Below are 14,392 nucleotides of genomic sequence, written 5' to 3'. Positions count from 1 at the left end.
GGACGGCTAACTTATGCATCGATCGTTGTCATTGGGGGCAGTTGTCTGCCTGGGGACGTTGGTACCATCGTCACTGCTCTATGCAGCCAGTGACCCTCAGGTAGACGCGCTGAAAGCCGAACTGGCTGCGCTCAAGCAGCGCTACGAAGCGCAGCAACAGGCGCTGATGGTGCTCGAACAGCGCGTTCGCCAGGTCGAAGAGCAACCCGCCGCCCCACCCCCCAAGCGCCTGACCCGCTCGCCGGCCTCCGAGCCGCGCAACAACCAGGCGATCGCCGCATCCGGCGGCAGCGGTTCATCCTATGGCGAGTCGCTCAAGGATGATTCGGAGCCGGCGCAGAGTGTGTCCAACCTCTACGACGAAGCCAGTGGCTTCTTCGGTGGCGGCAAGTTCAGCGTCGAGACCGGCATTACCTATGCCCGCTACGATACCCGCCAACTGATCCTCAACGGCTTCCTGGCGCTGGACTCGATCTTCCTGGGCAACATCAACCTGGACCGGATCAAGGCCGACAACTGGACGCTCGACCTCACCGCGCGCTACAACCTCGACAACCGCTGGCAGTTCGACGTGAACGTGCCGATCGTCTACCGCGAGTCGACCTACCAGTCCGGGGGTGTCGGCGGTAACGCCCAGGGCATTTCCGAACGCACCATCACCCGCGACCCAACCCTTGGCGACGTCAACTTCGGCGTGGCCTACAAGTTCCTCGACGAGTCGGAGAACACCCCGGATGCGGTGTTCAGCGTGCGGGTCAAGGCACCGACCGGCAAGGATCCGTTCGGTATCAAGCTGCTGCGCGACACCGAGAACGACAGCCTCAGCTACCCAGAAGACCTGCCCACCGGCAACGGTGTCTGGTCGATCACCCCAGGCATCTCGCTGGTCAAGACCTTCGACCCGGCAGTGCTGTTCGGCAGCCTGTCGTACACCCACACCTTCGAGGATTCGTTCAGCGACGTCAGCTCGACGATCAACCAGAAAGTACCGGGCAAGGTGAAGATCGGCGACAGCTTCCAGATCGGTGCAGGCGTGGCCTTCGCCCTCAACGAGAAGATGTCGATGTCGTTCTCGGTCTCGGACCTGATCGCCCGGCGCTCGCGGATCAAGTCCGCGGAAACCGGCGACAGCTGGGCCGACGTCAAGAGCAGCGATGCCAACGCCGCCTACTTCAACGTCGGCATGACCCTGGCGGCCACCGACAACCTGACCATCGTGCCGAACCTGTCGATCGGCCTGACCGACGATGCACCGGACTTCACCTTCAGCCTGAAATTCCCCTACTACTTCTGATCCATCCAGCCCGGGGGCGCCTCGCGCCCCTGCACTTCAATTGGTAACCAACCTTGTCGCGTCCGGCCTTCCCGTGAGGGGGCTGTTATGATGCAGCACATTTTTGTGACTGTTTCATGGCAAGGAAGGACGTTTCGTGAAGAACATGCTTGGCCATCCCCGCGCTCGGCTCGCCACCCTGGCAGTGCTGGTCGTGGTGATCCCCCTGGCCGCCCGCGCACTGCTGGGTTGGTCCGATCCGCTGGGGTACCTGTCGGACCTGGCGATCGGCATCCTGCTGGTACTGCTGTTGCAGCGCAGCCCCTGGTGGCTGGCGCTGCCGGTGCTGCTGGCATGGGGTGGGCTGCTGGTGGCTTCGGCCGAGCTGGTCAGTGCGGTCGGGCGCCTGCCGAACAGCAGCGATCTGGGCTATCTGTTCGACCCACAGTTCATGGAAAACTCCACCGGCGGAGCCCTTGCTCACCCCTGGCTGCCCTGGACCCTCGGTGCCGGCCTTTTCGTCTGGCTGCTGACCCGCTGGCTGCAGCGCGGCCAATCCGCCCCGGCGTTGCCACGTGCGGCCTGGGCCGCCCCTGCAGTACTGCTCGCCGCGCACTGGGGCAGCGAGCACCTGATACCGTCCGATGCCGACCAGTGGCGTCAGTACAATCTCTCCCATCAACTGCTCTCGGCAGGCACCAGCGACCTGCAACTCAAGGCACAGGCCTGGCTGGGCCACGACCTGACGGTCACACCGCTGCCCAGCGCCGGCCTGACCCAGGCCGACCTCGACGGCCGCAGGCTGTTCGAAGCCCCCGGCAGTGCAAGCAACCTGCTGGTCATTACCCTCGAAGGGATCCCCGGCGCCTATGTGCGCGCCAACCGGCAAGCCCTGCACAGCCGTTTCGATGACGACCTGATGCCCAACCTCAGCCGCTGGGCCGAACGCGGCATGAACACCCCCGATTATGTCCTGCACACCCATCAGACCATTCGTGGCCTGTACGCCATGCTCTGCGGCGATTACGACAAGCTCGCCAACGGCACGCCCAAGGGTGTCGAGCTGCTGACCCAAGACTTGCGCAACCAGGCCTGCCTGCCCGCACAATTGCGCCAGGCCGGCTTCAGCACCCACTACCTGCAGGGCGCCGGCCTGCGCTTCATGGCCAAGGACCGGATCATGCCGCACATCGGCTTCGACTCGGTGCACGGCCTTGAGTGGTTCCGCAACGACAACTACCTCGAGTTCCCCTGGGGCAAGGACGACAAGGCCTTCTTCGAGGGCGCGCTGGGCTATGTCGGTGAGCTGCGCAAACAGCGCCAGCCGTGGATGCTGACCCTGCTCACGGTCGGCACCCACCAGCCCTACTCCGCACCAGACGATTACCTGCAACGCTACGACAGCGCCAAACAGGCGGCGGTCGCCTACCTGGACGACGCCCTGGGCGCGTTCCTCGACACCCTGGAGCGCCAGGGCGTGCTCAAGGACACCCTGGTGGTCATCACTTCGGACGAGTCCCACGGCATCGACGGGGTGCGCCTGGCCTCGTCCTGGGGCTTCAACCTCACCCTCGCCCCCGAGCAGGCGCAGTTGCCGAAGATCAAGCACGGCACCTACGGCCATGTCGACCTTGCCACTTCGCTGCTCGACTACTTCGCGCTGCCGATTCCCGCCGCCCTGGCCGGTCGCTCGCTGTACCGCGACTACGACAGCGGCCGGGAAATGATCTCTTTCACCAACGGCATGCTGCGTTACCACGATGGCCGCGGCACCTTCAGCGAATGCGACTTCCAGCAACGCTGCCGACGCTACGCAAGCGAGGGATTCCTCGCCGACCAGGCGCAGTTCCTCGGCCGCGGCGAAGCCTCGCTGGGGCGCCAGATCACAGCGCTGGCCGGCGTGCTGGACCAATCGTTGCTGCAAACCCCGTTGAACCTGCGCTACCAATTTGGCGGGCCGTCGGCCATTCCTCTGCACAAGCGCATTCGTGATGACTGGGCCGACAATCTGATCGGCGCGCAGTACCTGGAAATGCCCCAAGGTTCGCACACCCGGGTGCGGGTCAAGGTGCGCTCGCTCGACCCTGCCCACCGGGCGCACATCCAGCTCAAGGCCAAGCAGCAGGAACAGGACGTACCGCTGGGGTTGCCCGAGGAGATCCTGGTCACGGCCGACCAGCCGATGGAGCTGGAGTTCGGCTTCGACAACCCCATCGAGCGCAAGGCGTTCTCCTTCCACCTGCTCGGCTATGGCGGGGGTGAAGTGGAAGTCAGCGATTTCAGCGTGATCACCGCCCTGCCGGGAGAAGAGGACGTGATCGAGGAAATACAGGACGACGGCCACATCGCGCAGTCGAGTTGAATCAAAAGCGGGCGTGATCCGTACCGGCATCGCCGTGTCTTTTTCGCGGGCAAGTCGGAGCGCCGAACCGCCGCTCCTGCAGGATTCAGCGGATCTGATGCTTGTGCAGCAAGCGGTAGAAGGTCGGTCGGGACACCCCCAGCACCTTCGCCGCGATGCTCATGTTGTCACTGTGGCGGTTGAGCACATCGCACAGCGCCTGGCGTTCAGCCCGGTGCTTGTAGTCCTCCAGCGTCCCTAGCGGAGCGTCGGCTTCCTCCAGCACCTGCAACCCCAGGTCCTGCGCCTCGATCTGCCGCCCCTCGGCCAGCACCAGTCCGCGACGTACACGGTTGGCCAGTTCGCGTACGTTGCCCGGCCACTCGTGGCGCCCCATGGCCGCCAGGGCATTGTCGCTGAACGAACGCGGCCGTCGCCCGGTTTCCAGGCTGTAGAAATGCGAGAAATGGCTGGCCAGCATCGACAGGTCACCGTGGCGGTCGCGCAGAGGCGCAGTCACCACTTGCAGAACATTGAGCCGGTAGTACAGGTCTTCACGAAACCTGCCACGCTCGATCGCCTGCTCCAGGTCCACGTGGGTCGCCGCCAGCACCCGCGCATCCACCGGAATCGGCTGGCTGCCGCCGACGCGCTCGATGTGCTTTTCCTGCAGAAAACGCAGCAGATTGGCCTGCAACTCCAGAGGCAGATCGCCAATCTCGTCGAGGAACAGCGTACCGCCGTGCGCCGCCTCGATACGCCCGACCTTGCGTTGATGCGCGCCGGTAAAGGCACCTTTCTCGTGGCCGAACAGCTCGGACTGGATCAGATGCTCGGGGATGGCCCCGCAATTGATGGCGATGAATGGCTTGTCATGCCGCTGCGACTGACGATGCAGCGTACGCGCCACCAACTCCTTGCCGGTGCCGCTCTCGCCACGGATCAGTACGGGCGACTCGGTCGGCGCCAGCTTGCCGAGCAGCTTGCGCAACTCGCGGATGGGTCGGCTCTCGCCGAGCAGTTCGTGCTCGGGCTCATCGACCCGCACTGCCCCCTTGCCCCGCAGGCGCGCCATGCCGAACGCCCGCCCGAGGGTGACCTGCACCCGGGAAACATCGAATGGCAGGGTATGGAAGTCGAAGAACCACTCACAGACGAAATCGCCGACGTTCTGCATGCGCAACTCTTCGGCGCTGAGCACGGCGATCCATTCGGTATTGCTGCGCTTGATCAGATCCTTGACGGCATCCTGGTGACGCAGGTGCGAGGCCTGCAATCGCAACAGGCCGACGTCACAAGGATGTTCGAGCGCAGCGCCCAGGGTGCAACTGCGCACATCCCAACCGGCGCCCCGCAGGCCCGGCAGTAGACGGTGGCAATCGTCGCAGGGGTCGACAATCAGCAGACGGCGTTGGGATGCAGGTTCAAGCATGACCTATCCTTGGCGCCAATTTTCAGTTTTTTAATTAGAAACAGTAAGTTGCGGCGCCCGAATTAACAGTAGCAACGAACCTGACGGTGCCCACTACCGTTTGTCTGCCAAATGCCGTCACACAAAGCGAACCTGGAATTTTTGCCAATAACCGGCGTCACAGGCGGCACATACAACGGATAACTTTTACCGTTATAAAAAAATTTTCGACTGCCATGTGACTTCACCCACGACCCGGAGCATCAGTACCAATAACCCCGCGCTGCAATCGTTCATTTCTTTACCCTGCGCGGACACACATTTGCTGTTTGGGACTACAAGAGAGACCGAACCATGAATGCCCCGCTCCGTGTCAACGAAGCACTGCTGATCGCCGACCACGCCTTCGAACCCTTCCAGTGCGTTGCCTGGGATGCACCCAACGGTACTGGTGAACTGAGCCTGGCAGTGATCGACCGGACCAGCACCCGCATCGGCAGCAAGCAGGTATCCTCGCGCATCTATTCGGACCCTGCACAATGGGCCAGCCTGATCGAGGAAGTCCGCGCCGAGCTGTTCGAAAAAGGCTACGACCTGCAACCCTGGTCCATGCCCAAGGCATAACTTGCCGTCGCACAGGTGCGCGTCTTGTCGCGCACTTGTGCAACTTTCCCCCTGCCGCTTCGGCAACTTTCAGTTTGTGCGACTTATTGTCGCGCGCCCACTTTATTCAACAACGTTGAACTGCTCGACATGCTGGTAATCCGCCTGCAGTTGCGCAGCGAGTTGCCGTGCCCGCCCCAGGCGCACCGGCGCCGTCTCGATATCGACCAGCACGCAGGCACAGGGCATCGGCTGCACAGGCTTCCAGCGTTGCAGGCGCCCGTCGGTCAGCACCAGGCAGCGCTGTACCTCCCCGGGGTGCGCTTTGCCGCGGCGCAGCAACCACTGGCGCGCCTCTTCCAGGGCCGCGAGCAACGGCGTGCCGCCTCCCGCCCCGAGCGCCCGCAGCCACGGCTGAAGCGCAGCCGAGGCCTTCAGGCCATGACGCTGCCACTGAGGCGTGCTGCCGCTGGCGGTCAGCAACGCCAGGCGCGCACGCTGGCGGTAGGCCTGGTCGAAGAAGGTCTCCAGCAACCCCTTGGCTTGCGCAAGGGATTGGTGGCGGCGGGTTGACGCCGACGCATCGACGATCACCAACCACAGTTCCGGCGCTTGCCCACGGCGTTGCTGCCAGCACAGGTCCTCGACACGGCGCGGCCGCCCCTTGAGCAGGGTCGGCAGCCAGGCGACCCGACCGTCAGCGGCTGCACGGGCGCGTCCACGGCTGGCACCTGTCAGTTTTCCGGCACGGGGCCTGGCATCCGCCGCTGAACCACTTCGTGCGCGGATGCTCAGGGCTTTTTTGCCCAGTTCGGCACCTCACGCCGGGCACCTGCGCTCACCGGTTGTGCCTCCATTGCCCCCCAGTCACCTTGTCCACTCGGGTCTTGCGGCTGCTGGCCGCCCTGAGGTGGCATGTTCGAGCCAGCGGGCGGCTCTGCGCTACGGCGGCGATGGCGCAAGGCAAATTCGGCCACAGCCTCTACATCTTCCTCGCCGATGGCCGCAGCACCGCGCCACGCGGCATGGGCGCGTGCCGCCCGCAACCAGACCAGGTCGGCACGCAGGCCATCGACACCCGCAGCGAAACAACGCTCGGTGATCCAGGCCAGCGCCTGGTCGTCCAGGGCGATGGCCGGCAGGCGCTCACGCGCGTGCTGGCAGCGGTCGCGCAACTGCGCCTGGGCCGCTGCCCACTGCGCGCAGAACGCCTCGGGGTCGCTGTCGAATGCCAGACGGCGGCGGATGATCTGCTGACGGTCGTTCGGCTCAGGCGTGCCTTCAAGGGCAATGTTCAAGCCGAAACGGTCGAGCAACTGCGGACGCAGCTCGCCCTCTTCCGGATTCATGGTGCCGATCAGCACGAAACGCGCCGAGTGACGGTGCGAGATGCCGTCGCGCTCGACACGGTTGGTGCCGCTGGCCGCCACATCCAGCAGCAGGTCCACCAGTGGGTCGGGCAGCAGGTTGACCTCATCCACATAGAGCACCCCACCATCCGCCTGGGCCAGCACGCCCGCCGAGAAGCGTGCCTTGCCCTGCCCCAGCGCAGCATCAAGATCCAGAGTACCGACCAGCCGCTCTTCGGTCGCGCCCAGCGGCAGGGTCACGAAAGGGCCTGCGCCGAGCAGGTCGGCCAGGCCCCGGGCCAAGGTGCTCTTGGCCATGCCACGCGGACCTTCGATCAGCACACCGCCGATCTTCGGGTCGATGGCGGTCAGGCACAGGGCCAGCTTGAGGTCTTCGGCACCGACCACGGCGGCCAGGGGGAACTGCAGGGGTTCGGTCATTTCAGGCTTCTTCCTCGCCGTCGAGCAACTGCTGCTCGAGGGCCTCGCGGTAATCGCCCGGCGCCTGCCACAGACCACGCTGCTGGGCTTCCAGCAACCGTTCGGTCAGATCGTGCAAGGCGTGCGGGTTATGCTCGCGCATGAATGCTCGGGTCGCCGGATCGAGCACGTAGGCATCGGCCAGCGACTGGTAATGGTGATCGTCAATCAGGTGAGTAGTGGCATCGAAGGCGAACAGGTTGTCGACCGTCGCCGCCAGTTCGAAGGCACCTTTATAGCCGTGACGCTTGACCCCGTCGATCCATTTCGGGTTCAGCGCACGCGCACGGATCACCCGGTTCAGCTCCTCCTTGAGGGTGCGGATACGCGGGCGATCGACCTGGCTGTGGTCGCCGTGGTAGCTGGCGACCGTGGCGCCGGCCAAAGTTTCGGCAGCCGCGAGCATGCCGCCCTGGAACTGGTAGTAGTCGTTGGAGTCGAGCAGGTCGTGCTCGTGGTTGTCCTGGTTCTGCAACACCGCCTGGACCTGCCCCAGGCGCTGGGCGAACTGGGCCCGTGCCGGCGTGCCTTCATCGGCAGCACCATAGGCATAGCCGCCATGGTTGAGGTAGACCTCGGCCAAGTCGGCGCGCCCCTGCCAGAGGCGTCCGTCGATGGCGTTCTGCACACCCGCGCCATAGGCACCCGGCTTGGCGCCGAACACCCGCCAACCCGCCTGACGCGTGGCCTGCTCGGCATCGACACCCTGCGCCAGCAGCGCCGCGCGCTCGGCACGCACGCGGGCAGCCAGCGGGTTGAGGTCGTCCGGCTCATCCAGCGCCGCCACGGCCTGTACCGCCGCGTCGAACAGGCGGATCAGGTTGCCGAAGGCATCACGGAAGAACCCCGACACGCGCAAGGTTACATCGACCCGCGGGCGATCGAGCAGGCTCAGGGGCAGGATTTCGAAGTCATCGACCCGCTGGCTGCCGGTGGCCCATACCGGCCTCACCCCCATCAGCGCCATGGCCTGGGCGATGTCATCACCGCCGGTGCGCATGGTCGCCGTGCCCCAGACCGACAGCCCGAGCTGGCGCAAGTGATCACCATGTTCCTGCAGGTGGCGCTCGAGGATCAGGCTGGCCGAGGCAAAGCCCAGGCGCCAGGCGGTGGTGGTGGGCAGGTTGCGCACATCCACGGTATAGAAGTTGCGTCCGGTGGGCAGCACGTCCAGACGTCCGCGACTGGGTGCGCCGCTGGGGCCTGCCGGCACAAAACGCCCGGCCAGGGCCGCGAGCAGGCCGTCGATCTCGGCGGCGCCACAGGCATCCAGGTTCGGCGCGACTTCGTCGGCGAGTGCCTGCAGCACGGCATGCACCGCCTGCCATTGCGTGGTATCGGGTGCTGCCAGGCGCCCTTCGATCAGGGCCAGGGCGAGCATCTCCAGACGTTCACGGGTATCACCCTGGGTGCGCCACAACGCAGCATCCAGCGCCTGCAGCAGCTCGGGACGCGGCCCTTGCCAAGCCTGGCCAAGGTCGCAGTCCAGCGGGTCGAACGCCAGTTCCAGAGCACGTGCCAGTGCGCGCAGCAGGCTGGCATTGCCACCGCGGCCGTCACCACGATCGACCCGCAGCAGCGCCAGCAGCGTATCGCTGCGCAGGCGCCCCTGCGGCGACTGACCAAAGACATGCAAGCCATCGCGAATCTGCGACTCTTTCAAGTCGCACAAATAAGTGTCCAGGCGCGGCAGCCAGACAGCCGCATCGTCCAGTTGCCCTTCGAGCTGCAGGTCACGGTCGATATGGTTGGCCTTGACCAGCTCGAGAATGTCGCGCTGCAGCTCGCGGGCGCGGCGCGGGTCGAGCAGTTGCGCCTCGTAGTATTCGTCGGCCAGCTGCTCCAGATGCCGCAGCGGCCCGTAGGTTTCGGCGCGGGTCAGCGGCGGCATCAGGTGATCGATGATCACCGCCTGGGTGCGGCGCTTGGCCTGGGCACCTTCACCGGGATCGTTGACGATGAACGGGTAGATGTTCGGCAGTGGGCCGAGCAGCGCATCCGGCCAGCACTCGGCGGACAGTCCGACGCCCTTGCCGGGCAGCCACTCCAGGTTGCCGTGCTTGCCGACATGGATCAGCGCATCGGCGGCAAAGCCGTTGCGCAACCAGAAATGGAACGCCAGGTAGCCGTGCGGCGGCACCAGGTCCGGGTCGTGATACACCGCGCTAGGGTCTACCTGGTAGCCCCGGGCCGGCTGGATGCCGACGAAGGTCAGGCCGTAGCGCAGACCGGCGATCATCATCCGGCCGTTGCGGAACATCGGGTCTTGCTCGGGCGAGCCCCAGCGTTGGCGCACTGCCTGCTGGTTGGCCTCGGGCAGGCAGGCGAAGGCCGCGAGGTAGTCGTCCAGGGACAGGCTTTGGGCACAGGGACGCTGGTCGAGGTGGTCCAGGTCGTTGGTCACGCCGCCGAGCAGTTCGTGGATCAGCGCCGTGCCCGTCTGCGGCAGGCCCGCAACCGGGTAGCCCTCGGCCTGCAGGGCATGCAGGATGTTGAGCGCGGCGCCCGGCGTGTCGAGCCCTACGCCATTGCCGATACGCCCGTCGCGGGTCGGATAGTTGGCCAGCACCAGCGCCACACGCTTCTGGGCATTGGGCAGTCGCGCCAGCTCGACCCAGCGCCGCGCCAGTTCGGCGACGAAATCCATGCGTTCGGGATGGGCCTTGTAGCAGACCACATCGGACTGGCTGCGCTCGCTGCGCCAGGCCAGGTCCTTGAAGCTGACCGGCCGGGTGATGATGCGCCCGTCCAGCTCCGGCAAGGCGATGTGCATCGCCAGGTCGCGCGCGCCCAAGCCCTGCTCGCTGGCTTCCCAGCCGGGCTGGTTGTCCTGGGCGCAGATCGCCTGCAACACCGGCACGTCGCGGCGCAGCGGGCGCAGGTTGGGCCGCTCCGGGCTGGACAAGGCAAAGCCTGTGGTGTTGATCACCACCTCGGCGCCGACCTCGTCGAGCCACGCCTCGACCTGTTCCAGACAGGCCGACTCCTTGAGGCTGGCGACTGCGATCGGCAATGGGTTCAGCCCTGCCGCCTGCAAGCGCTGGCAGAACACATCGATGAACGCGGTGTTGGCGGCCTGCAGGTGCGAGCGGTAGAACAGGATCGGCGCCACCGGATGCTCCGGGTGCCACTCGGGGAACCAGTCTTCAAGCCCTGCACTGGGCTTGCCGGGGTGGTAGACCGTGGTGCGCGGCAGCGGCTGGGGTTCGTCCCAGGCATAGTCGCGCCCCAGCCACTGACTGGCCAGGCAATTGAACAGGTTGACCGCATTGGCCTTGCCGCCCTGGCGCAGGTAGTGCCAGAGCCGCTCGGCCTGCTCGGTCGGCACCGTGCCCAACTGCGTCAGCTCAGGGTCGGGGCGGTCATCGCCGGGCACCAGGATCAACTGCACGCCACGCGCCGCGAGTTCGACCAACTGTTCTACGCCATAGCGCCAGTAGCCGACACCGCCGTGCAGCGACACCAGGATCACCTTGGCGTGACGCAACACCTCATCGATGTAAAGGTCGACGGAGGCGTGGTTCTGCACCTGCATGGGGTTGGCCAGGCGCAGGCTGGGGAAATCGTCCGGCAACTGCTCGGCGGTTTCGGCGAGCAGTGCCAGGTGAGAGTCGCCGCTGCAGAGAATCACCAGCTCGGCGGGCGTCTGGCCAAGGTCGGCAATGCTGTCGTCCGGCACGAAGCCGCCGGGCTGGGTCCGCAGCAGGTGCATGGATCAGGCGCCCAGGGCCTGGCGCAGGCGCGCTTCCAACTGTGCCGCGTCGAGGTCCTGACCGATCAGCACCAGACGGGTGATGCGCGGCTCGTCGCTGCGCCAGGCGCGGTCGAAGTGCTTGTCGAAGCGCGTGCCCACACCTTGGATCAACAGGCGCATCGGCTTGCCGGGGATCGCGGCAAAACCTTTGGCACGCAGGATGCCGAACTCGGTGACCAGTTGCGTCAGGGCATCGAGCAGCAGGCTTTCGTCCGCTTCAGGCAGGTCGATGGAGATGGAGTCGAAGGCGTCATGATCATGATCGTCATGATCGTCGCCGTCGTGGTGCGAATCGTGGTGGGTGCGACGGCCATCGATATGCACTTCGGACTCGGCCCCTACGCCCAGCAACACATCCAGCGGCAGGCGACCGCTGCTGGCCTCGATCACCTTGACGGCCGGCGGCAGTTCTTCGGCGACTTCGGCGCGGACCTTGGCCAGGCCCTCGGCGTCGATCAGGTCAGCCTTGTTCAGCACCACCAGATCGGCACTGGCCAGCTGGTCGGCGAACAGCTCGTGCAGCGGGGATTCGTGGTCCAGGTTGGGGTCCAGCTTGCGCTGGGCGTCGACCTGGTCCGGGTAGGCGGCGAAGGTGCCGGCGGCCACGGCCGGGCTGTCGACCACGGTGATCACCGCATCGACGGTGCAGGCATTGCGGATTTCCGGCCACTGGAAGGCTTGCACCAGCGGTTTGGGCAAGGCCAGGCCACTGGTCTCGATGAGAATGTGGTCCAGGTCACCGCGACGGGCGACCAGCTCACGCATCACCGGGAAGAACTCTTCCTGCACGGTGCAGCACAGGCAGCCGTTGGCCAGCTCATAGACGCGGCCGTTGGCCTCTTCCTCGGTGCAGCCGATGCTGCACTGCTTGAGGATTTCGCCGTCGATACCCAACTCGCCAAACTCGTTGACGATGACCGCGATGCGTCGCCCCTGGGCGTTGTCGAGCATGTGGCGAAGCAAGGTGGTCTTGCCCGAGCCGAGGAAGCCGGTGACGATGGTGACGGGAAGTTTGGCCAGTGTTTTCATGTGGCGATGCCCTTGGCAGCAATGGTGCGGGCATGCGGGACGAAAGCCGCGGCCGACCGGCCGGACTCGCTCGCCACCGGATCACCCCGCCCGGTTGAAAGTCGAAAACGTTGCGAGGCAGGTCTCCTGGCTTGCACTGCACGACGTCCAGCCGTCAGGGCGACGCCTTCCCGCGCGTGGGCGCAGTGGCTATGTCGAACCTGTTCAGTGCTTACAGTTGCGGGGGCAGCCGCGGCTTGTACCGCGTTCCCGTCTTAGCTCCGGCAGCGCCGGAGAACCTCGAAGCGGCAAGGCTACGCAGTGGTGCGCAGGTGGTCAACCGTCTGACGCTGATCGGAGCCTTCAGATGCCATCCCCGGCCAGCAGCTCGGTCAGCACCTGCGCCAGGGCCTTGACCATCACGTCGGCCGTTGGCCGGTGGACGATGACGATCTCGTAGCTGTCAACCTCCGGCAACCCTTGCGCCGCCCCCAGCACCCGGTGCTCGGCGGTGGCCGCGCGCGGCGGCAGCAGGCTCACGCCCATGCCGTCGGCCACCGCGGCCTGGATCCCGGACAGGCTGGAGCTGGTGAAGCTGATTCGCCAGCGGCGGCCCATGCCTTCGATGGCATGGATCATGTCTTCGCGGTACAGCCCGCGCGGCGGAAAGGTGACCAAAGGTACCGGGTCAAGCTCGAAGGCCGGCATGCGCACGCTGTCGATCCATTGCAGGCGTTCGGGCCAGCAGGACACGCCCTCGCGGCTGTTGCGCCGCTGCTTGAGCAGCACCAGGTCGAGTTCGCCATTGTCGTAGGCCTGGCTCAGGTCGCGGCACAGACCGCTGGTGACTTCCAGCTTGACCTGCGGGTGCAGGCGGCTGAACGCCGACAGCGCATTGGTGGTTCGCCCGCCGACGAAATCTTCGGGCACGCCAAGGCGCACGGTGACGCCAACCATGGCCCCGGCCAGGGCCTCGAGCATCTGGTCGTTCAGCGCCAGCATGTGCCTGGCATAGCCAAGCAGCGTCTGCCCGGCGTCGGTGGGCAGCACGTCGCGATTGCCACGCACCAGCAGGCGATGGCCGACCATCTCCTCGAGGCGTCGCACCTTCTGGCTGATGGTCGACTGGGTCGAATGCAGGCGCGCTGCAGCCGTGGTGAAGCTGCCGCAATCGGCGACCACGACGATGGCGCGCAACAGGTCGAGGTCGAACAGAGCCCTATTCGGTTTTACGCTGATGGACATGAGGGTATTCGGTTTTCAAATGACGAGCCTGACTTCTAGCATGGCCCTTCACGCCGGGCAACGTTGATGCATTCGGAAATCCACTACCGGTCATCCAGATAATTCGTTTCAGTCGCCGGCAACTTTTTCCCTAGGATGAGGTTTTGCCTCAGGAGCCCCACGCATGCGCCACACCCTCGCCGCCTGCCTGCTGGCCTTCACCTGCCTTGCCGCCCACGCCGAGACCACCTCCATGGATACCCGCCTGCTTTATGCCGCCCAGCGCAACGATGCACCTGCCATCCGTCGCTTGCTCAAGGAACCACTGGCGCTCGACAGCCGCGATGGCCAAGGGCGCACGCCCCTGCTGGCGGCGACCCAAGGCAACCATATCGACGCGGCCAAAGTGCTGATCGAAGCCGGCGCCGATGTCAACGCCAAGGACAACATCCACGACAGCCCCTACCTGTATGCCGGTGCCCGCGGTCTGAACGAGATCCTGCGCCTGACCCTGGCCCACGGCGCCGACCTCGCCAGCACCAACCGCTACGGCGGCACCGCGCTGATCCCGGCGGCCGAGCGTGGTCATGTGGAAACGGTGCAGATACTGATCGACGCGGGCGTGGACGTGAACCACCTCAACCGGTTGCACTGGACCGCCTTGCTGGAGGCAGTGATCCTTGGCGACGGCGGCCCGCGCCATGTGGACATCGTGCGTCGGCTGCTGGCGGCAGGCGCGGACCCTGCGATTGCCGACAAGGATGGCGTGACGGCGCTGGAGCATGCGCGGGCACGCGGGTATGCCGAGATGGTGGCGTTGCTGGAGCGTTGATGAAGCGCTGGTCGGTGGTAGGTGAAAGACAGTTGGCTCGCACGGGTAACACCACCGTATTCAGAAGCTATGGGGCCTGTTGTGGGAGCGGGCTTGCCCGCGAAAAATACTCCGCGC

At 65.5% G+C, this 14,392-nt stretch carries 10 protein-coding genes and 1 riboswitch; of the genes, 4 read left to right on the top strand and 6 right to left on the bottom strand.

Features of this window, described 5'->3' with window-relative positions:
• The first annotated feature begins 13 nt into the window (after positions 1-13).
• Both F6X62_RS23870 and F6X62_RS23865 read left to right on the top strand, forming a co-directional pair.
• The gene (locus F6X62_RS23870; protein ID WP_054893927.1) at positions 14-1,294 is read left to right on the top strand and encodes a transporter; all 1,281 of its coding nucleotides are present in this window, start codon (positions 14-16) and stop codon (positions 1,292-1,294) included.
• 145 nt (positions 1,295-1,439) lie between these two features.
• The gene (locus F6X62_RS23865) at positions 1,440-3,635 is read left to right on the top strand and encodes an LTA synthase family protein (protein WP_371926328.1); all 2,196 of its coding nucleotides are present in this window, start codon (positions 1,440-1,442) and stop codon (positions 3,633-3,635) included.
• An 85-nt stretch (positions 3,636-3,720) separates the two neighbouring features.
• Here the strand turns inward: F6X62_RS23865 and F6X62_RS23860 are convergent, their stop codons facing one another.
• Positions 3,721-5,046 carry a sigma-54 dependent transcriptional regulator gene (locus F6X62_RS23860; RefSeq protein WP_125930165.1) on the bottom strand — a complete coding sequence of 442 codons (1,326 nt, stop codon included), beginning with the start codon at positions 5,044-5,046 and terminating at the stop codon, positions 3,721-3,723.
• A 333-nt stretch (positions 5,047-5,379) separates the two neighbouring features.
• Between F6X62_RS23860 and F6X62_RS23855 the strand changes: the two genes are divergently transcribed.
• The gene (locus F6X62_RS23855; RefSeq protein WP_054893924.1) at positions 5,380-5,649 is read left to right on the top strand and encodes a hypothetical protein; all 270 of its coding nucleotides are present in this window, start codon (positions 5,380-5,382) and stop codon (positions 5,647-5,649) included.
• A 102-nt stretch (positions 5,650-5,751) separates the two neighbouring features.
• On the opposite strand, the gene F6X62_RS23850 is transcribed toward F6X62_RS23855, so the two are convergent.
• The 5 genes from F6X62_RS23850 to F6X62_RS23830 form a co-directional block, all read right to left on the bottom strand.
• Complete coding sequence (locus tag F6X62_RS23850) at positions 5,752-6,366, bottom strand: VWA domain-containing protein (RefSeq protein ID WP_054893923.1); 615 nt, start codon at positions 6,364-6,366, stop codon at positions 5,752-5,754.
• A gap of 53 nt (positions 6,367-6,419) precedes the next feature.
• Complete coding sequence (locus F6X62_RS23845; RefSeq protein ID WP_153774898.1) at positions 6,420-7,418, bottom strand: ATP-binding protein; 999 nt, start codon at positions 7,416-7,418, stop codon at positions 6,420-6,422.
• A 1-nt stretch (position 7,419) separates the two neighbouring features.
• Positions 7,420-11,169: a cobaltochelatase subunit CobN gene (cobN, locus tag F6X62_RS23840; RefSeq protein ID WP_153774897.1), complete on the bottom strand. Its 3,750-nt coding sequence runs from the start codon at positions 11,167-11,169 to the stop codon at positions 7,420-7,422.
• A 3-nt stretch (positions 11,170-11,172) separates the two neighbouring features.
• Complete coding sequence (gene cobW, locus F6X62_RS23835) at positions 11,173-12,240, bottom strand: cobalamin biosynthesis protein CobW (protein ID WP_054893920.1); 1,068 nt, start codon at positions 12,238-12,240, stop codon at positions 11,173-11,175.
• Between the two features lie 98 nt (positions 12,241-12,338).
• A riboswitch (cobalamin riboswitch) is annotated at positions 12,339-12,537 on the bottom strand.
• Between the two features lie 45 nt (positions 12,538-12,582).
• Positions 12,583-13,464: a LysR substrate-binding domain-containing protein gene (locus F6X62_RS23830; protein ID WP_054893919.1), complete on the bottom strand. Its 882-nt coding sequence runs from the start codon at positions 13,462-13,464 to the stop codon at positions 12,583-12,585.
• Positions 13,465-13,627: 163 nt separating this feature from the next.
• Between F6X62_RS23830 and F6X62_RS23825 the strand changes: the two genes are divergently transcribed.
• Positions 13,628-14,275 (top strand): ankyrin repeat domain-containing protein, encoded by a 648-nt coding sequence (locus tag F6X62_RS23825; protein WP_153774896.1) that lies wholly within the window; start codon positions 13,628-13,630, stop codon positions 14,273-14,275.
• The last annotated feature ends 117 nt before the right edge of the window (positions 14,276-14,392 follow it).

The sequence above is a fragment of the Pseudomonas sp. MNR3A genome (assembly GCF_009650575.1).
Classification (GTDB): domain Bacteria; phylum Pseudomonadota; class Gammaproteobacteria; order Pseudomonadales; family Pseudomonadaceae; genus Aquipseudomonas; species Aquipseudomonas machongensis.
The sequence above is the reverse complement of the archived record's forward strand: the minus strand, read 5'-3'. Positions and strand labels throughout refer to the sequence as shown.